Origin of the sequence: Streptomyces albospinus, assembly GCF_014648695.1 — a bacterium.
Taxonomy (GTDB): Bacteria; Actinomycetota; Actinomycetes; order Streptomycetales; family Streptomycetaceae; genus Streptomyces; species Streptomyces albospinus.
Genome location: NZ_BMRP01000007.1, coordinates 1 through 17,350, shown reverse-complemented (window position 1 = coordinate 17,350; position 17,350 = coordinate 1). Strand labels below are relative to the sequence as shown.

Below are 17,350 nucleotides of genomic sequence, written 5' to 3'. Positions count from 1 at the left end.
TCCGCCCAGCACTCGACGAGGAGTTGGTCACCGATGGCCGCCGAACCGACCGCAGCGCAGTTGATCGAGAAGCACCGCCTGACCCTCGACAAGGCGCTGGAAGCGATCCGTACCCGCGAGTACTGGTCCCCGCACCCCGAGCACCCCAAGGCGTACGGCGAGAACGCCGCGCCGGAGGGACTGGCCGCCTTCGAGGCCCTGCGCGGCACCCGTTTCGCACTCGACCAGCCCGGCACGGACGACTGGACGGGCGAGGAGGTCTCGCCGTACGGCCCGGAGTTGGGCATCAGCTATCCGCATCCGGACGTCTCGGTGCTGCTGCCGGCCATGCGGGCCGCGATCCCCGTATGGAGGGACGCGGGGCCCGAGGCGCGCGCCGCGGTCTGTCTGGAGATCCTGGCGCGGATCAGCGCGCGCACCCATGAGTTCGCCCAGGCCGTGATGCACACCAGTGGGCAGGCGTTCATGATGGCCTTCCAGGCGGGCGGGCCGCACGCCCAGGACCGCGGCCTGGAGGCGGTGGCGTACGCGTACGCCGAGCAGACCCGGACGCCCGAGAAGGCCGCCTGGTCCAAGCCGCAGGGCAAGCGCGATCCGCTGGAGCTGGCCAAGAGCTTCACGGCCGTGCCGCGCGGCGTCGCCCTGGTGATCGGCTGCAACACCTTCCCGACGTGGAACGGCTATCCGGGCCTGTTCGCCTCGCTGGCCACCGGCAATCCGGTGCTGGTCAAGCCGCATCCGCGCGCCGTGCTCCCGCTGGCGCTGACCGTCCGGGTGGCCCGTGAGGTGCTGGCCGAGGCCGGCTTCCCCGCGGACCTGGTGTGCCTGGCCGTGGACAAGCCGGGCGAGGGGCTGGCCAAGACGCTGGCCGTGCGCCCCGAGGTCCGGATCATCGACTACACCGGCTCGACCGCCTTCGGCGACTGGCTGGAGGAGAACGCCCGCCAGGCCGAGGTCTTCACGGAGAAGGCCGGCGTGAACACCGTCGTCATCGAGTCCACCGACGACTACAAGGGCATGCTCAGCAACCTCGCGTTCTCGCTGTCGCTCTACAGCGGCCAGATGTGCACCACCCCGCAGAATCTGCTGATCCCCCGGGACGGCATCAGCACGGATGCCGGGCCGAAGTCGTACGACGAGGTGGTCAGCGATCTGGCGGGCGCGGTGAGCGGCCTGCTGGGCGACGACGCGCGAGCCAACGCCCTGCTGGGTGCGATCGTCAATCCGCAGGTCAAGGAGCGGATCGACGCGGCGTCGGGACTCGGCGAGGTGGGTCTTGCCTCCCGTGAGGTGGCCCATCCGGAGTTCCCCAAGGCCACGGTCCGGACGCCGGTGATCGTCAAGCTGGACGGCGCCAAGCCGGACTCCGAGGCGGCGTATCTGTCGGAGTGCTTCGGCCCGGTGTCGTTCGCGGTGGCCGTCGACTCCGCGGCCGACGCGGTCGCTCTGCTGCGGCGTACGATCCGCGACAAGGGCGCCATGACGGTCGGCGCCTACACCACCTCGCCCGAGGTGGAGCGGCTGGTAGAGGAAGCCTGCCTGGAGGAGTGCGCGCAGCTGTCGCTGAATCTGACCGGCGGGGTCTATGTGAACCAGACCGCGGCGTTCTCCGACTTCCACGGCTCGGGCGGCAATCCGGCGGCCAACGCCGTGCTGTGCGACGGCGCCTTCGTGGCGAACCGCTTCCGGACGGTGGAGGTGAGGCGGGAGGCGTGAAGCCCGGGGCCCGGGCGGTCGTGCCGCAGCGGGCCCCGGGCCCGCGGGCCGATCCACCCGGTCGCGGTCGCGTGGGGCGGGCCCTAGATCTGGGCGTGGCGCGCGATCCAGGCGTGCATCGCGATGGCCGCCGCGGCCCCCGCGTTGATCGAGCGGGTCGAGCCGAACTGGGCGATCGAGCAGACCAGGGAGGCGTGCCGGCGCGCCTCTTCGGTGAGCCCCGGCCCCTCCTGCCCGAAGAGCAGCACACAGCGGCGGGGCAGCTCGGTCGTCTCCAGGGGGACGGAGCCGGGGAGGTTGTCGATCCCGATGATCGGCAGCTCCTCGGCGGCGGCCCAGGCGGCAGCTCGGCGGTGTCCGGGTGGTGGCGGACGTGCTGGTAGCGGTCGGTCACCATCGCGCCGCGCCGGTTCCAGCGGCGCTGCCCGACGATGTGGACCTCCTTGGCCAGGAAGGCGTTGGCGGTCCGTACGACCGAGCCGATGTTGAAGTATCGGTTACATAACAGGCGTGGAGCGCATCCCCGTCATCGCGGCTGCTCACGTCGCCGGAGGCGGGCCTCCCCAGTGGAACAGGGCCATGGCGACGCTCGTAGCCAGGTTGTAGCTGGACACCTGGGGCCTCATCGGGAGGGCTACGAGCTTGGTGGCCCGCTTCCGGAGTTCCGGCGATATCCCGTGCCGCTCAGAACCGAACGCCAGCAGCGCGTCATCAGGGAGAGCCACAGACCTGATGTCGTCTCCCTCCGGGTCCAGCGCGTACACCGGACCCGGAGGTAGGTCGTCGAGCGGGAGACTTTCAACCGCGGTCGCGTAATGAAGGCCGGCTGCTGCGCGCACCACGTTGGGGTGCCACGGGTCCAAATCACCGGTAGTGACCACTCCCGTGGCGCCGAACCCGGCAGCAAGCCGGACCACGGCGCCGACATTCCCCAAGTTTCGGGGGTTCTCCAAGACGACGACCGGAGCCGGCCGCGGGGCTCTCGACAGGTTCTCCAGATTGCGTTGGGGGTCGGGTCGAACACCCAGACCGGCTACTTGCGTGGGGTGCACCTTGGGCACAAGATCCCGGTACGTTTCGGCCGACACCTCGATCACAAGATCGTCGATCCGGTCCGTGAGGTCGCTGGCCAACTCATCTGCCAGTGTCAGGATGGAGCCCTTGTCACTGGAGATCGCTACGCGGACGTCCGCCCCAAAGCGGAGAGCATGCTTCAAGGCATGGAACCCGTCCAGCAACACCATCTCAGGCGCAGCGTCCCGCCACTGTCGTACGGCTCTGGTGATCTCGTCCTCACTCACCACATCAGACTACGACTCACGGCCGCTACCAGAGACTTCGTCAGAAGTGCCCCTGTAAGGATGTCGTCCCTCGCGGATCTGGGGCCGTGTCGGCGCCGGCTGCTGCGTAGCGCTCTGCGCTGCACCCAGGGATGCGCCCCGACCATGTCACGGTCGGGGCGCAGCTGCGTGCGTGTTGCCTGACGCGAGCTCTACTCGGGCCCGTTCTTTGCCGTGATCATTAGGTGACGTGTTGGAAAACACGCCACGCAGGTGAATGCATTCAATCTCGCCCCGATGGCCGACGGAATGTGAGCCGAACGGCCTACCCAACAACCTCTAGGCCAGCCGAGTCAAGATCATCGAATCCGTGTATGCGAATGCTCGGAAGTGTAAGAACTATCCAATGCGGCTCGGCGTCTCAGCCGATCCGATCACCTCGACTACAAAGGAGGCTTCGATGGCCAGTAAGGTCGACGCGCTCGGCTGGGAGAACTGGGAGCGCATGTGGTTCTTCGTCGGGCAGGAATGCATCTTCTATAACGGCAAGCAGGGGACCGTCCGGGACCGCAAGAAGATCGGAGACATGTTCACTGCGATTCCTCAGCAGTTCCAGAGCGGCATCAACGCCTTCGGGTTCGAGGACTGGGAGCGCCTGTGGTTCTTCAAGGGGGACGAGTACTGCTTCTACAACGCCAAGGCGCAGGAGGTTCGCGAGTCGCGGAAGATCAAGGACCAGTTCACCAGGCTGCCGGATGACTTCAAGAAGGGGATCGACGCCCTCGGCTGGGAGAACTGGGAGCGCATGTGGTTTGTCAAGGGCGACAGGGTCGTGTTCTACAACGCGAAGGAAAATGAGGTTCGGTCGGAGAATCTGCTGAAGCAGCAGTTCACCAAGATCCCGCCCGCCTTCCAGACCGGCCTGGACGCCTTCGGGTTCGAGAACTGGGAACGCCTGTGGATGTTCAAGGGCGAGCAGTACTGCTTCTACAACGCCAAGGCACAGGAAATCCGCGAGGTCAAGGACGTCAAGGCTCAGTTCCCCGGAGTACTGGAGCCGCAACCGTATATGGCGTGACGGACGGCGTTGGGTCTCGCTGGTGTGACCGTGCGCTGATGAGGTAACAGTTGGGCAGGCCGGGTCGTGACCGGAGGGGATAACCACGTTGCATGCCCGGTTTGCTCATCGTTTCGCTAGGTCGGCCCGTGAGCGGGCTGCCGACAGCTGCAAACCGCTACGACCGTTGCTGGCCAATCAGTATGCACGTTGCTCATGGCCGCGCGTGAGGGAATCCTCGATCGCGATGCGTACAACGGCGCCAAGGGCGTCGGCCTGGACGCTCCCGATGTCGATGGTGCGGAAGAGAAGGGATCCGTGCCGGCGCCGGTTGCTGCGTAGCGCGCTGTGCTGAACCCAGGGATGCGCCCCGATGTCACGGTCGGGGCGCATCTGCGTGTGGTGCCTTACGCGGGCCCTACACGGGCCCGTTCCTTCTCGCGATCGTTAGGTGGTGTGTTGGAGGCTGCACACCCAGAGGACCACGTCTGCATGACATCACCATGCGCGCGGCGCGTCGGCGTGGGTGTCACTTGGACCAGTAGGAGTCCTGCACATCTGGGGTGTAGTCCGGGCCGCCATTGGGTGCCTCAGGGAACTGGTCGCCTTCCTCTCCTTTAATGTCACCGCTGCGCTCGGAAGACAGGGCGCCAACACTGACATAGAATTCGACGTCACCGAAGCTGCTCATCGAGAATTTAGCGAAGCGGCCATCTTCTGCCTTGCCGGAAAGTGAAGGCTCTCGGGGATTCGAGGTGCTGGCCTTGAATCCCTCCTTGTTCCAATATTTGGTGATAGCTGCGAGAAGCCCGTTCAACTTCGCTTTCGAGACCTTGGTGCGCACATAGCGGTACCTGCTAACATCCGCTTCTCCGTTCGCCTTGTTCGTGAACGAATTTCTGCGCTCTGATATCCGAGCCGGGCCGTCTCGCCATTTAAGCTGAGGGCGTACTGCGTTGACGGTTCCATCCAGGATGGAGTCAACCTGCTTGACGGCCTCATTCACGTTAACGGTCGGCTCTGGGGTGTCTCCCGACAGGGTTGAACAGCCACCGAGGCAGATAGTTGCAAGCAGCATGCTGGCGACTGACACGGGGAACTTCTGTCGACTCATCACGTTTTATCGCTCCCCTTGGAATGTGACCTTTTCGGGATGGCCGGCCACAATTGCACCCATGTTATCCAGTGAATCGCCACCCTCGGGCTTGAAGTAATTAGAATGGGAATCTCCAGGATTCCCGAATGCGACGCCGAATCGATTCCCGCCGAACTCCCCGCTGGCTGGATCCTGCCCGAACCACAATTTATGCGGATCGGCAAGGTGGGCTATGCCGCCACCAATAGGGCCGGTGATGGCGCCAAAACCTGCTTCATTTTTGGAAGGTGCATGGGTAACCGGATCGCTATCAGCCGCTCCCACCCATACATGGTCTGCGCCGACCCCAAGGTCCTCAGCCTTATGTGCCCCCGTACCAGGGCTTCCTACGAGGATAATGTCGTCGGCAGGGATTCCTCCCTCACGCTGAGCTGCCTGGCCCACCGTGAAGGACCCATAACTGTGCCCGATCGCCGTTACGTGTGGGCGGTCCCCCTGATGAGTCGCCTGGATGCCGTCCAGAAATGTCCCGAAGTCCGCCCCGCCTCGTTTGCCTCGCTCTGTGCCTGCGACTTCAGGGCCCTGCGGTGCATCGTATCCAAGCCAGACAATCGAGGCGGTTTTGTGCTTATGGTCCGCTTTATTTGCGGAGTCCCAGACATTCTCTGCGCGACCCCCGTCCTCTCCCCCGACATTTGAGAGTGTGGTGCTGAATCCGGGCACGTAGGCGGCGACGTTGTCCGCTGTATCGGGATTCCCATATGACAGGATGGCTCGCCCCTGTCCCTCCGGGCCGATGCCGAGCAGAAGCGGTTCCGGATTTTTCCCATCGCCGTCCGCCAGGCGGTCTCTGATTGCCTTGAAGCCGTCGTGCTTTTCCTTCACCTCGTCCGGCGCAGGCTCCGGATACATGGCGATCAGCCTGTCGAGGTTAACTCGATTGGCTTTGTCGCGCGTCCTTGCGGGTATCCCGTCGAGGTTTCCGATTACGCTCGGGTTGAGCGCCAGCTGCTCCTCCTGCTCTTCCTTGCTTAGGCCGTTCCACCAGTCTCGGACCTTCTTCGGGTCTGTACCCTTCGTGGGAGTTGATTCAAGCCCGACGGCCACTCCCGCGATCTTGGAAATGTCCGCGGCATCCCGTTGCGACTTTAGGCCGTCCACGGCAAGTCCTCGGCCGACCCGTAGTCTCGACAGTTCGGCTCGATAGCGAGCATCTATCTCGGCAGCATTGCGCAGGACGGAGAATATGTTGCCCTCAAGGCCGCGCCGCTCCTGCTCTTTTGCTGGAACTCCCGCGTCAGGGTCTCCGGTGGGTATGTCGCCCTCGTCGGCGTAGATGACCTCGCCGGACGGCGCGATTTTGTAGCCCTTCGTGGTGGCTTCGTCCAATGCCTGATGGAGCGACCTCTGCTGCGCTCGCAGCTCCGTGATAACCCCGTCCAGCGTCGTCTCGATCAGCGCGCATTCCTGGTCACTGAACTGGAAGTTCTCCCTCAGTCTGCTCATGCGCTGTTGTGCCTTATCGGCTGCCTCCCCGGACCATTCATGCTCCAGCGAACGGCGCATGTATGCATCGACGCGATCGCTATACCCTCCGAGACGCCGGGCGATCTGTGCCCATTCTTCCTTTGCGCCTTCCAGTTCGGAAAAGCGGAGGTTCTGGAGGTCTTGTATGGTCAGTGCCATTGGGCATCATCCAAAAGGGCTGTCGAGGCGGGCGGCGCTCTGCATCGCTGGGCGGAAGGAGACCGAGCTCCCAGCGGCAGGACGGGTGAACGACTGGGCTGTTGCCTCGTCGTTCTTCTCGTAGTTGTCCGCGGACTCCCTGAGCGAGCGTGCGACCTCTCCGCACTCCTTCTAGACATCGCTGAGTCGTTCGTGCCAGGACTGATGAGTCCTCATCAGTTCCCCAGTGAATTCGAAACCCTCCGTTTGCCCAGTTAGGCCCTGATGACGTGCGTTCAGGCTCCCAAGGGCAGTTCCTACGCCAGCTTGCATCTCTTCGCTATGGGTAGCGGCCGTACGAAGCGCAGTTGGATTGACTTTGTTGGTCGACAAAGTTCCCCCGATCCCCCGTGTGCTCCTGGGTCCGTGAGGAGGCATTGTCAAGCGCTCCCAGGAATGGACAGTCTGTCACCCTACGCGATGGCTCCAGAACTAACCTCAACCGCGCGAAATCCGGCCAATCTTGTGCCAGTTGGCATTCACGGCGTCCTTGAAGGCTGATCAGGCAGCGGATGGGAAGTGCGGCACCGGACGGGGTTCTTGTGTCGCGGACAGGCACTGTGGCAGCGGGGCCGCCCGCGTCCTCAATGCAGTTGTCGATCCCCTGGTCGCTGTAGCTGCTGACAACCATTCGGAGGAGAAGCCACCGATCACCTCCTGTCGCGTTCAGAAGGTGGCGCGCTCTCGCTCGACTTTCGGTAGCTCGCTGTGTTCCAGATACACAGGGTGCGCCTGGGCCCTAGCCAGCAACTCATCAGGAGCGGGATTGATCTGGGCCAGTTGCTCGGGGTGCAGCTGCCCACCGTTGAACACGTACAGAACCTTGTCGCCCCCCGCTTGGATCGGGGCCCAGTCGATGATCAGCAGCGGCCCGATGGCGGGAGTAATGCCGAGCTCTTCCTCGACCTCCGGTCGGCAGGCGGCCACGGGCACTCTCCACGCTCGATGCACCCGCCTGGGATGCTCGGCGGGGTCGTGGTGCGACAGGCAGGCGTTGCCGAGCGCCCAGTCGAAGCCGGCCCGGTCGATCTCGACGGCGGGCACCGTCTCCTGGTCGGCCTTCGCGCCCCAGCCGCAGCGGTACATCATCCACAGGAACGACGGCTTGATCCATGTCAAGCCTTGTTCATAGTCCCTTTGGATTCCGGGGCTGTCAGGGCTTAGCCGACAGCACGTTCGGCGGCCTCCAAGGCGAGATGCCACGGATAGGCGTCAGGCCGCCCCTTGCCCGGCTCGTTGGGTACGAACCCGCCTTCGCCGTACAGGACGTGCACCCCCATGGCTCGCAGCGTCTCGATGCTGTGCGCGAACTGGGTGTGCTGGACGTAGGCCGCGTTGACGCACGGCATGGTGACCAGGGGGATCTTCTTGCCGATGGCCTCGGCGGCGAATCCCACGATGAACTTCTCGGTGATCCCCAGCGCCCATTGGTTGATCGTGTTGAAGGTGGCGGGGGCGACCACCGCGACGTCGGCGCGTGGCCGCGACGACGATCGCCTCGCGCGTCCAGTAGCGGTAGCCGTCGACGACGTTGCGGCGGTCGCCGTGCGCGAGCAGCTCGGGGTCGTAGCGGCCGTCCTGCGGCCAGGGCTCCGGATGCGGCCCGACGCCGATCTTGGGCCCGTACTCCTCGTCGTACTGGAGGGGCTCGGCGGGGGCGGTGTTCTCGCTGCTCACCCCACGAGCGTATGGCCATCGCCGGCGGAATGCGTACGGGCCTCCGGCTCACCGCCGCCGGATCCGGTGTCGGGCGGGGCGCCGGCGCCGCGCCGGAACAGCCGCCGGCCCGGTCCGGAGAGCTTCCCGGAGAGCCAGGTCAGGAAGTTCGTGGGCAGGAAGACGGCGTCGGCGGTGATCATCGCGAGCGAGAAGAACGGCAGCCCGAGCAGGAACGCGATCGAGAGGTGCTCGCAGATCATCACGACCAGCAGCACGTTCTTGATCCGGCGGTTGAAGAGCGTGAACGGGAAGGCGACCTGCACGATCACCGTCCCGTAGGTCAGCAGCATGATCATGAGACCGTTGCCGCCGAGCATCCCGGACAGCGCCGGCCAGGGGGAGAAGTAGTCCAGGTGCATCGGGTAGAAGACCGCGGTGCCGTCCTGCCAGCGCGAGCCCTGGATCTTGTACCAGCCGGCGGTGGAGTAGATCAGGCAGACCTCGACCATGATCACCAGCAGTGCGCCGTTGTGCGCGAGCTTGGCGAGGGTGTCGAGGACGGTCCGGGGCTCCCCGGGAGCGTAGCGGCGCACCGCCCACCACAGGCCGTGCGTCGCCCACAGGCCCCAGAGCGCCAGGCTCCAGCCGACGTACGGGAACGGTCCGTGGTCGAACCAGGTGAGGGCGTAGCCGCCCTGCACCTGGGCCGCGGCCAGACCGAGGCCGAGCACCGCCCACAGGACGATGCCGGGCAGGTCGCGGGGCGGTGTGGCGCCCGCCGCGCCCTCTCCGGTCGCCGCGGCGGCGGCCTCCCGCTTCGCGCGGCGCGCGTCCAGCGACCACACCTGTCCGCAGCGGGTCAGGACGAGGTACATCGACATCAGGTGGATGACGTTGTCGCCGCCGTCCCCTATGAACACGCTGCGGTTCTGGAGCGAGAGCACGCCCAGCATGAAGAGCACCGACATGGTGCGGGTGCGCCAGCCGAGCATCAGCAGGGCGCTGGCCACGATGGCGAGGAGGTAGACGCACTCGAACCAGGTCTGACTGTCGGACCAGAGCAGGACCGAGAAGGCGTGGTTGCTGTTGAGGAGCTCGCGCGCCATCCCGGCGTTCCAGGGGCCGCCGGGCCCGTAGAGGTCCTGGCGGTTGGGCCATTCCCGCAGGAGGAACAGCAGCCAGGTGGCGGCGAAGCCGATCCGGATGACGGCGGTCTGGTACGGGGCCATGGCCCGCCCGGTGGCCCATATGAAGCCGCGGCCTATGGCGCGCTCGACGCGGGTCTCCTCGTAGGCGGCGCGGGCCTCTTGGGAGGGGGCGGGCGGGGCGGTGGCTTCCTCAGGGGTACCGGAGACCGGCTGGGCGGGCTGCGGCTGCTGCGGCGTCGGCGAAGTCACTTGTTCGTCGCCCCCTCGGGCAGGTCGTTTGCGGTGACCTGCCACCAGGGCAGCACGCGGTATACGGGCTTGTCGCTGATCTTCTCGTCGCTCCACGGGGGCGGGCTGACCGCCGTCGTCTGCGACCGGACCTGGATCTGCTCGATCCGGCCGCCGTCCTTGGTCCACTCCGCGGACATCCGGAGCATCACGATCCGCCGGATGTAGCGCTCCGAGAGCTCGCCGCGCCGGCCGATCGGCCGGTCCTGCGCGTCATGGGTGTTGGTGAACAGCTCCCAGCCGCGGCGCAGTTGGTTCTGCTGCGTGTGGCTGGGCAGCGGGTTGTGGCGGATGGCCCGGCCGTCGAGGGCGGTGAGGTCGGTCCAGCCGGTGGTCTGCGCGGTGCCGTCCTGGGTGCGCACCTGGGCACGGACCTGGACCGCGATGTTCTGCTGGAGCGGATTGGGCGCGAACAGCTTCCAGTTCTGCTCGTACTCGGGATAGACGTAGTCGCTGATGAGCTTGCTCTGCTGCTTGCTGAGCGTGTTCGACGGCGCGACGTGCAGAAACATCATGGCGAGATGCAGCGCGACGCTGACGGCGATGGCGCAGGCCGCTGCGCCTATGACGATCCGCGAGGGCAGCGAGAGCGCGGCCAGTGGCCGCGATTCGTCCCCGTATGACTGCATTCCCGCCCCGTTCCGAGATTCTCTGCGGCTGACTCCGCTCCGGAACCGTACCTATGCCGCCGCGCCGGGCACACCCTCCCCGAGTTATCCACAGGCTTGACACCCGCGGTCCGGCCACTCACCATTGAACCGAACGATCGGTCGGTCGGGAGCGAGGGGGCAGTACATGACGACGATCGCGCCGGAGGAAACGGCCCGCGAGGCCGTGTTCGACGCCACCGTGGCCGCGGACGAGCGGATCGAACCACGGGACTGGATGCCGGACGCCTACCGCTCATCGCTGGTGCGGCAGATCGCACAGCACGCCCACTCCGAGATCATCGGCATGCAGCCGGAGGCGAACTGGATCACCCGCGCCCCGTCGCTGCGCCGCAAGGCGATCCTGATGGCCAAGGTGCAGGACGAGGCCGGCCACGGCCTGTATCTCTACAGCGCCGCCGAGACCCTCGGCGCCGGCCGCGACGAACTGCTCGACAAGCTCCACTCCGGCCGCCAGAAATACTCCTCGATCTTCAACTACCCCACCCTGACCTGGGCCGACGTCGGCGCCATCGGCTGGCTCGTGGACGGCGCGGCCATCACGAACCAGGTCCCGCTGTGCCGCTGCTCCTACGGCCCGTACGCCCGCGCGATGATCCGCGTCTGCAAGGAGGAGTCCTTCCACCAGCGGCAGGGATACGAGCTCCTGCTCACCCTCAGCCGCGGCACCGACGCCCAGCACGCCATGGCGCAGGACGCGGTGAACCGCTGGTGGTGGCCCTCCCTGATGATGTTCGGCCCGCCCGACGACGAATCGGCGCACTCCGCGCAGTCCATGGCCTGGAAGATCAAGCGGCACTCCAACGACGAGCTGCGCCAGCGCTTCGTCGACATCTGTGTCCCGCAGGCCGAGGCCCTCGGGCTCACGCTCCCGGACCCGGACCTGCGGTGGAACGAGGAGCGCGGCCACTGGGACTTCGGACCGATCGACTGGGCCGAGTTCCGCGAGGTCCTCAAGGGCAACGGCCCCTGCAACGAAGAGCGGATAGGCCGCCGGCGCCGCGCCCATGAAGAGGGCGCCTGGGTACGCGAGGCAGCCGCCGCACACGCCGCCAGGAAAGCCAGGAACGCGGCCCGCACGGCCGGTACAGGAGAGGCGACCCGATGACGACAGCACGGCCCTCGGGCACCTCGACGCCGTCCGCCGCAGCCGCATCCCCGGCGGACACCGGCGCCGGCGCAGCCCCTCACCCCGCCGACTGGCCGCTGTGGGAGGTCTTCGTCCGCAGCCGCCGCGGCCTGTCGCACACCCACGCCGGCAGCCTGCACGCCCCCGACGCCGAAATGGCGCTGCGCAACGCCCGCGACCTCTACACCCGCCGCTCGGAAGGCGTCTCCCTCTGGGTGGTGCCCTCCGCCCAGATCACCGCCTCCTCACCGGACGAGAAGGACGAGTTCTTCGAACCGGCCGGCGACAAGCCCTACCGCCACCCGACCTTCTACGAGATCCCGGAGGGGGTGCACCACCTGTGACGCAGCGGACGGCCACCCCGGCCCTGCCCCTCGGGGACGACGCGCTGATCCTCTCCCACCGCCTGGGCGAGTGGGCGGGCAACGCCCCCGTCCTGGAAGAGGAGGTCGCCCTGGCCAACATCGCGTTGGACCTCCTCGGCCAGGCCCGCGTCCTGCTCTCCCTCGCCGGCGACGAGGACGAACTGGCGTATCTGCGCGAGGAACGGCAGTTCCGCAACCTCCAGTTGGTCGAGCAGCCCAACGGCGACTTCGCCCACACCATCGCCCGCCAGCTCTACTTCTCCACGTACCAGGAGCTGCTGTACGCCCACCTCGCCACCGGGGACGGAGAGTTGGCGCCCCTGGCCGCGAAGGCCGTCAAAGAGGTCGCCTACCACCGCGACCACGCCGAGCAGTGGACGCTGCGCCTAGGCGACGGCACCGACGAGAGCCACACCCGGATGCAGCGCGCACTGGACGCCCTCTGGCGCTTCACCGGCGAGCTCTTCGAACCGGTGGAAGGACTGGATACCGTCCCCTGGCCGGCCCTGTACGACCGGTGGACCGCCCGCATCACCGCGATCCTGGAGCGCGCCACCCTCAGCGTCCCCGAAGGCCCCCAGCGCGGCGCCTGGACCGCCGGCGGCGGACGCCAGGGCCTGCACACCGAACCGTTCGGCCGGCTGCTCGCCGAGATGCAGCACCTCCACCGCAGCCACCCGGGGGCGACATGGTGACCCCCACCGCCCTCGAAGCGGAACTGCTCGCCCTGGCCGGCTCGGTTCCCGACCCCGAGCTGCCGGTCCTCACCCTCGCCGAGCTCGGCGTACTGCGCGGGGTGCGGCTCACCGCCCCGGACCGCGTCGAGGTCCGCCTCACCCCCACCTACACCGGCTGCCCCGCCATCGAGGCGATGTCCGCCGACATAGAGCGCGTACTGCACGACCACGGCATACCGGAAGTCGAGGTCCGCACGGTTCTCAGCCCGCCGTGGACCACGGACGCGATCACCGACGAAGGCCGCCGCAAACTGACGGAATTCGGTATCGCCCCACCACGCCCCACGGCACCGGCCGGCGGCCCGGTCGCCGTCGACCTCACGATCCGCTGCCCGCACTGCGGATCGACCGACACCACCCTGCTGAGCCGGTTCTCCTCCACGGCCTGCAAGGCGCTGCGCCGCTGCGAGTCCTGCCGCGAACCCTTCGACCACTTCAAGGAGTTGTGATGTTCCACCCGCTCCAGGTGCGGGAGATCGAGCGGCTCACGGACGACGCGGTGGCCGTCACGTTCACGGTCCCGCCCGAGCTGCGCACGACGTTCCGGCACACCCCCGGGCAGCACATCGCCCTCCGCAGAACGGTCGACGGCCAGGAGATCCGCCGGACGTACTCCATCTGCACCCCGGCCACCGACGAACCCGTGCTGCGGGTCGGGATCCGGCTGGTCGAGGACGGCGCGTTCTCGACCTACGCACTCAAGGAGCTGGCCGTCGGCGACACGGTCGACGTCATGGCCCCGGCCGGCCGCTTCACCCTCGAACCGCGCCCCGGCCGGTTCGCCGGCATCGTCGGCGGCAGCGGGATCACCCCGGTCCTCTCCATCGCGTCCACCCTGCTCGCCCGCCGGCCGGACGCCCACTTCTGCCTGATCCGCAGCGACCGCACGGCCGCCTCGACGATGTTCCTGGAGGAGGTGGCCGACCTCAAGGACCGCTATCCGGAACGCTTCCAGCTGATCCACGCCCTCTCCCGCGAGGAGCAGCAGGCGGGCCTGCCGTCCGGCCGGCTCGACGAGCAGCGCCTGCTCACACTGCTGCCCGCGCTGCTCCAGGTCGCGTCCGTCGACGGCTGGTTCCTGTGCGGCCCCTTCGGTCTCGTCCAGGGCGCCGAACGGGCCCTGCGCGCCCTCAAGGTGCCGCGTGACCGCATCCACGAAGAGATCTTCCACATAGACAACGGCGCCGCGGCACCGGCGCCCGCCGCCACCGCGCCCGCCCACAGCACGGTGACCGCCACCCTCGACGGCCGCTCGGGCAACTGGCCGGTGCACGACGGCGAATCCCTCCTGGAAGCGGTGCTCCGCAACCGCCCGGACGCGCCGTATGCCTGCAAGGGCGGCGTCTGCGGCACCTGCCGCGCGTTCCTCGTCTCCGGCGAGATCCGCATGGACCGCAACTTCGCGCTGGAGTCCGACGAGGTCGACGCCGGCTATGTGCTGGCCTGCCAGTCCCACCCCGTCACGGAGAAGGTCGAGCTGGACTTCGACCGTTGAGAGGAGGCCCGGCACAGCCGCCGCCCGCCCCGTAAGCCCCGTCCATCACCCACCGCACCATTCCCAATTCCTGGAACCTGTTCTACCTTGACGCTTCGTCAGATTCAGACGGCGTGCGGGAGGACAGACCAGTGGACTTCACCTTCACCGAGGAGCAGCAGGCCGCCGTCGAAGCGGCCGAGGCCGTCTTCTCCGACGTCGCGCCGGACAGCGTGCCCAGCCCGGCACTCACCCATGGCGCCGTCGCCGACGACTTCGACCGCACACTGTGGCGCAAGCTCGCCGACGCCGACCTGCTGAGCCTGCCCATCGCACCCGAGCACGGCGGCGCCGGCCTGGACCCGATCGCCCTCTGCCTGGTACTGCGCGAGTCGGCCAAAGTACTGGCCCGCGTACCCCTGCTGGAGTCCGGCGCCGCCGCGCTCACCCTCCAGAAACACGCCACCGACGGCCTCCGGGCAGACGTACTGCCGCGGATCGCCACCGGCGACCTCGTCATCACCGCCGCCGCGGCCGGACGCACCGGCCACGACCCGGCCGAACTCGCCACAACCGCCCGCCAGGACGGCACCGAATGGCTCCTCGACGGCACCCACACCGCCGTCCCCTGGGCCCAGACCGCGGACCGGATCCTGCTCCCCGCCCACACCCCCGACGGCCACGCCGTCCTCGCACTCGTTCCGCGCACCCACCCCGGCGTCTCGCTCGCCCCCCAGACCTCCACCAACGGAGAGCGCTACGCCGAGGTCCGGCTGGACTCCGTACGCCTCGGCACCCGCGAAACGATCACCGACCCGGCCGCCTGGGAATCGCTGCGCAACCTGCTCACCACCGGCACCTGCGCACTCGCACTCGGCCTCGGCGAACGCGTCCTCGCCATGACCAGCGACTACACCGGCAAACGCGAACAGTTCGGCTTCCCCGTGGCCACCTTCCAGGCCGTCGCCGTCCAGACCGCCGACCGCTTCATCGACCTGCGCGCCATGGAAGCCACCCTCTGGCAAGCCGCCTGGCGCATCACCACCGAAACGGCCGGCCCACTCCCGCCCGCCGGAGACATCGCGGTCGCCAAGATCTGGGCCGCCGAAGGCGTCCGCCGCATCGTCCAGACCGCACAGCACCTGCACGGCGGCTTCGGCGCCGACACCGACTACCCGCTGCACCGCTACCACGCCTGGGCCAAACAGCTCGAACTCTCCCTGGGCCCGGCCGCCGCCCACGAGGAGGCACTCGGCGAACTACTGGCGGCACACACACTGGGCTGAGCCGCGACCAGGGGGGGCGAACGACGTATCCCGGAAGGCGGAGGCCGCTACGCCGGAAGGCGGAAGCAGCCACGCGGGAAGGCGGGAGCGGCCGTGCACGGTGCGGGCGCCGGGACGGTAAAGCAGGCACGGTAAAGACGCCGGTGCGGACGCCGGGCCGGTGCGCCACGCCCGGCGGCCATCCCGCCACCCACCGATGCGCCGCCCCGCCGGACAACCGTCGGACTACTAGACGACCGTCCCCACGCCGCCCTTGCCATCCGACACGGCACGCCCGGCCGCCTCCCACGCCTGCATACCGCCCGCGACATTCACCGCGTCGATGCCCTGCTGGAGCAGATACTGCGCCACCTGCGCCGAACGCCCGCCGGCCCGGCACAGGACGAACACCTTGCCGCCCTCGGGCGCCGCCTCCGTCAACTCCCCGTAACGGGCGACGAATTCACTCATCGGGATGTGCAGCGCACCCTCGGCGTGCCCCGCCTCCCACTCGTCGTCCTCGCGTACGTCCAGCAGGAAGTCCCCGGACGCGAGATCATCGACACCGACCGTGGGCAGAGAACCAAATTGCATACTCCCGACGCTACCCGACCAGCTGCGCAAGGTACGCCTCGCGTTCCGCGACGTCGGCGCGCAGCTTCTCGGCGATCTCCTCCAGCAGCCCGTCCGGGTCCTCCGGCGCCATCTTGATCATCGCGCCGATCGCACTGGTCTCCAGCTCCCCCGCGACTGCTGCCAGCAGCTCCTTGCGCCGGGCCAACCACTCCAGCCGGGCGTAGAGCTCCTCGCTCTCGCTCAGCCGCTCCTCGGCCGGCGCCGGACCGGCCTCCCACTCCCGCACCAGCTCCCGCAGCGCCGCCTCGTCACCCCGCCCGTACGCGGCATTGACCCGCGCGATGAACCCGTCACGCCGCGCCCGCTCCGCATCGTCCCGCGCCAGATCCGGATGCGCCTTGCGCACCAGCTCGCGGTAGATCTTGCGAGCCTCCTCACTGGGCCGCACCTTCTGCGGCGGGCTCACCGGCTGATCCGTGAGCATCGCCTGGGCTTCGGGAAACAGCCCCTCCGACCCCAGCCAGCCGTGGAACAGCTCCTCCACCTCCGGCATCGGCAGCACCGACGCCCGCGCCTCCCGGGCCTTGCGGATGTCCTCGGGGTCGCCCGTACGAACCGCCACGGCCTCGGCGATCTGCGCATCGAGTTCGTCCAGCCGCGCGTACATGGGGCCGAGGCGCTGATGGTGCAGCCGGGAGAAATTCTCGACCTCGACCCGGAACGTCTCCACCGCGATCTCGAACTCGATCAACGCCTGCTCGGCGGCCCGCACGGCCTTCGCCAGCCGCCGCGTCGCCTCGTCGTGCCCGCCCCGGCCGTCGGCCGCCCCGTCCGGGCTCTCCGGAGCGTCCCCCTCCGGGCCGACGGCAGCCGCCGCATCGCGCCGCCCATCGCCCCGCGCCTCCCCGCGGGCGTCCACCGCCCGCGGTTCGGCCGGGGCACCGGGTGCCCCCGGTACGTCCGGTCGGTCCTGGCCGTCCTGCGCGTTCTCCGCGTGCGAGTTCGTCACCCGGTCAGCGTACGGCCCTCGCCGTCACCGGCCCGCGGGCCGCACCGGCGACCGCACCGGGCGACGGCGTCGGGGACCGCAGGGGGCAACTGCGTGGGGCGGCTCGTGGGGGGGGGCGGGGGTGGGGCTGGGGTGGGGGTGAGGTGGAAGAGTCGGGG

General features: G+C 68.1%; 18 protein-coding genes and 3 pseudogenes. 9 read left to right on the top strand and 12 right to left on the bottom strand.

Features of this window, described 5'->3' with window-relative positions:
- Nucleotides 1-33 precede the first annotated feature (33 nt).
- Entirely contained in the window at nucleotides 34-1,716 is a 1,683-nt protein-coding gene (paaN, locus tag IEZ17_RS11965; RefSeq protein WP_189299316.1) for a phenylacetic acid degradation protein PaaN, read from the top strand.
- 83 nt (nucleotides 1,717-1,799) lie between these two features.
- Here paaN and IEZ17_RS11960 read toward each other — a convergent pair.
- Nucleotides 1,800-2,206, bottom strand: a pseudogene (locus tag IEZ17_RS11960) (TrmH family RNA methyltransferase); the annotation flags it as partial.
- A gap of 49 nt (nucleotides 2,207-2,255) precedes the next feature.
- Entirely contained in the window at nucleotides 2,256-2,960 is a 705-nt protein-coding gene (locus IEZ17_RS11955) for a TrmH family RNA methyltransferase (protein ID WP_373299799.1), read from the bottom strand.
- A gap of 496 nt (nucleotides 2,961-3,456) precedes the next feature.
- Here IEZ17_RS11955 and IEZ17_RS11950 point away from each other — a divergent pair, with 496 nt between their 5' ends.
- A complete protein-coding gene (locus IEZ17_RS11950; RefSeq protein WP_189299312.1) occupies nucleotides 3,457-4,074 on the top strand; it encodes a hypothetical protein in 618 nt (205 codons plus the stop codon).
- 195 nt (nucleotides 4,075-4,269) lie between these two features.
- The gene (locus tag IEZ17_RS43815; RefSeq protein WP_268249817.1) at nucleotides 4,270-4,395 is read left to right on the top strand and encodes a hypothetical protein; all 126 of its coding nucleotides are present in this window, start codon (nucleotides 4,270-4,272) and stop codon (nucleotides 4,393-4,395) included.
- 187 nt (nucleotides 4,396-4,582) lie between these two features.
- On the opposite strand, the gene IEZ17_RS11940 is transcribed toward IEZ17_RS43815, so the two are convergent.
- The 8 genes and pseudogenes from IEZ17_RS11940 to IEZ17_RS11905 form a co-directional block, all read right to left on the bottom strand.
- Nucleotides 4,583-5,146: a hypothetical protein gene (locus IEZ17_RS11940; protein ID WP_189299310.1), complete on the bottom strand. Its 564-nt coding sequence runs from the start codon at nucleotides 5,144-5,146 to the stop codon at nucleotides 4,583-4,585.
- 27 nt (nucleotides 5,147-5,173) lie between these two features.
- Nucleotides 5,174-6,835 carry an alpha/beta hydrolase gene (locus tag IEZ17_RS11935; protein ID WP_189299308.1) on the bottom strand — a complete coding sequence of 554 codons (1,662 nt, stop codon included), beginning with the start codon at nucleotides 6,833-6,835 and terminating at the stop codon, nucleotides 5,174-5,176.
- Between the two features lie 319 nt (nucleotides 6,836-7,154).
- The gene (locus IEZ17_RS11930) at nucleotides 7,155-7,505 is read right to left on the bottom strand and encodes a DUF397 domain-containing protein (protein WP_189299306.1); all 351 of its coding nucleotides are present in this window, start codon (nucleotides 7,503-7,505) and stop codon (nucleotides 7,155-7,157) included.
- Between the two features lie 320 nt (nucleotides 7,506-7,825).
- Nucleotides 7,826-8,017: pseudogene (locus IEZ17_RS11920) on the bottom strand (DUF4291 family protein); the annotation flags it as partial.
- Nucleotides 8,018-8,034: 17 nt separating this feature from the next.
- Nucleotides 8,035-8,337, bottom strand: a complete 303-nt coding sequence (locus tag IEZ17_RS11915) for a flavoprotein (RefSeq protein WP_373299794.1) — start codon at nucleotides 8,335-8,337, stop codon at nucleotides 8,035-8,037.
- Nucleotides 8,338-8,341: 4 nt separating this feature from the next.
- Nucleotides 8,342-8,551, bottom strand: a pseudogene (locus IEZ17_RS42270) (rRNA methyltransferase); the annotation flags it as partial.
- On the bottom strand, nucleotides 8,548-9,930 hold the full coding sequence (locus tag IEZ17_RS11910) for an HTTM domain-containing protein (RefSeq protein WP_189299304.1): 1,383 nt from the start codon (nucleotides 9,928-9,930) through the stop codon (nucleotides 8,548-8,550). The gene IEZ17_RS11910 and the pseudogene IEZ17_RS42270, both read right to left, overlap by 4 nt.
- Nucleotides 9,927-10,598 carry a DUF5819 family protein gene (locus tag IEZ17_RS11905; RefSeq protein WP_189299302.1) on the bottom strand — a complete coding sequence of 224 codons (672 nt, stop codon included), beginning with the start codon at nucleotides 10,596-10,598 and terminating at the stop codon, nucleotides 9,927-9,929. The genes IEZ17_RS11910 and IEZ17_RS11905 overlap by 4 nt, the downstream gene beginning before the upstream one ends.
- A gap of 166 nt (nucleotides 10,599-10,764) precedes the next feature.
- On the opposite strand from IEZ17_RS11905, the gene paaA reads away from it, so the two are divergent.
- From paaA to IEZ17_RS11875, 6 genes are all read left to right on the top strand, one after another.
- Nucleotides 10,765-11,745, top strand: coding sequence for a 1,2-phenylacetyl-CoA epoxidase subunit PaaA (paaA, locus tag IEZ17_RS11900; RefSeq protein WP_189299300.1), 981 nt, complete (start codon nucleotides 10,765-10,767; stop codon nucleotides 11,743-11,745).
- On the top strand, nucleotides 11,742-12,110 hold the full coding sequence (gene paaB, locus IEZ17_RS11895; RefSeq protein ID WP_189299298.1) for a 1,2-phenylacetyl-CoA epoxidase subunit PaaB: 369 nt from the start codon (nucleotides 11,742-11,744) through the stop codon (nucleotides 12,108-12,110). Before paaA ends, paaB begins: the two co-directional genes overlap by 4 nt.
- A complete protein-coding gene (gene paaC, locus IEZ17_RS11890) occupies nucleotides 12,107-12,826 on the top strand; it encodes a 1,2-phenylacetyl-CoA epoxidase subunit PaaC (protein WP_189299296.1) in 720 nt (239 codons plus the stop codon). The genes paaB and paaC overlap by 4 nt, the downstream gene beginning before the upstream one ends.
- Nucleotides 12,820-13,317, top strand: a complete 498-nt coding sequence (gene paaD, locus IEZ17_RS11885; RefSeq protein ID WP_189299295.1) for a 1,2-phenylacetyl-CoA epoxidase subunit PaaD — start codon at nucleotides 12,820-12,822, stop codon at nucleotides 13,315-13,317. The genes paaC and paaD overlap by 7 nt, the downstream gene beginning before the upstream one ends.
- Complete coding sequence (locus IEZ17_RS11880) at nucleotides 13,317-14,363, top strand: 2Fe-2S iron-sulfur cluster-binding protein (RefSeq protein ID WP_189299293.1); 1,047 nt, start codon at nucleotides 13,317-13,319, stop codon at nucleotides 14,361-14,363. Before paaD ends, IEZ17_RS11880 begins: the two co-directional genes overlap by 1 nt.
- A 131-nt stretch (nucleotides 14,364-14,494) precedes the next feature.
- Nucleotides 14,495-15,628, top strand: a complete 1,134-nt coding sequence (locus IEZ17_RS11875; RefSeq protein WP_189299291.1) for an acyl-CoA dehydrogenase family protein — start codon at nucleotides 14,495-14,497, stop codon at nucleotides 15,626-15,628.
- 228 nt (nucleotides 15,629-15,856) lie between these two features.
- Here the strand turns inward: IEZ17_RS11875 and IEZ17_RS11870 are convergent, their stop codons facing one another.
- Both IEZ17_RS11870 and IEZ17_RS11865 read right to left on the bottom strand, forming a co-directional pair.
- A complete protein-coding gene (locus tag IEZ17_RS11870; RefSeq protein WP_189299289.1) occupies nucleotides 15,857-16,201 on the bottom strand; it encodes a rhodanese-like domain-containing protein in 345 nt (114 codons plus the stop codon).
- 10 nt (nucleotides 16,202-16,211) lie between these two features.
- Complete coding sequence (locus tag IEZ17_RS11865) at nucleotides 16,212-17,192, bottom strand: J domain-containing protein (protein WP_189299287.1); 981 nt, start codon at nucleotides 17,190-17,192, stop codon at nucleotides 16,212-16,214.
- Between the last annotated feature and the right edge of the window lie 158 nt (nucleotides 17,193-17,350).

Excerpts from the sequence above, each read along its gene's own strand:
- IEZ17_RS11930 (WP_189299306.1), bottom strand. The coding sequence starts at position 7,505 with ATGGTTGTCAGCAGCTACAGCGACCAGGGGATCGACAACTGCATTGAG.
- IEZ17_RS11905 (WP_189299302.1), bottom strand. The coding sequence starts at position 10,598 with ATGCAGTCATACGGGGACGAATCGCGGCCACTGGCCGCGCTCTCGCTG.
- IEZ17_RS11880 (WP_189299293.1), top strand. The coding sequence starts at position 13,317 with ATGTTCCACCCGCTCCAGGTGCGGGAGATCGAGCGGCTCACGGACGAC.
- IEZ17_RS43815 (WP_268249817.1), top strand. The coding sequence starts at position 4,270 with ATGGCCGCGCGTGAGGGAATCCTCGATCGCGATGCGTACAACGGCGCC.
- paaA (WP_189299300.1), top strand. The coding sequence starts at position 10,765 with ATGACGACGATCGCGCCGGAGGAAACGGCCCGCGAGGCCGTGTTCGAC.
- IEZ17_RS11870 (WP_189299289.1), bottom strand. The coding sequence starts at position 16,201 with ATGCAATTTGGTTCTCTGCCCACGGTCGGTGTCGATGATCTCGCGTCC.
- paaB (WP_189299298.1), top strand. The coding sequence starts at position 11,742 with ATGACGACAGCACGGCCCTCGGGCACCTCGACGCCGTCCGCCGCAGCC.
- paaD (WP_189299295.1), top strand. The coding sequence starts at position 12,820 with ATGGTGACCCCCACCGCCCTCGAAGCGGAACTGCTCGCCCTGGCCGGC.
- IEZ17_RS11950 (WP_189299312.1), top strand. The coding sequence starts at position 3,457 with ATGGCCAGTAAGGTCGACGCGCTCGGCTGGGAGAACTGGGAGCGCATG.
- paaN (WP_189299316.1), top strand. The coding sequence starts at position 34 with ATGGCCGCCGAACCGACCGCAGCGCAGTTGATCGAGAAGCACCGCCTG.
- IEZ17_RS11935 (WP_189299308.1), bottom strand. The coding sequence starts at position 6,835 with ATGGCACTGACCATACAAGACCTCCAGAACCTCCGCTTTTCCGAACTG.
- IEZ17_RS11955 (WP_373299799.1), bottom strand. The coding sequence starts at position 2,960 with ATGGTGTTGCTGGACGGGTTCCATGCCTTGAAGCATGCTCTCCGCTTT.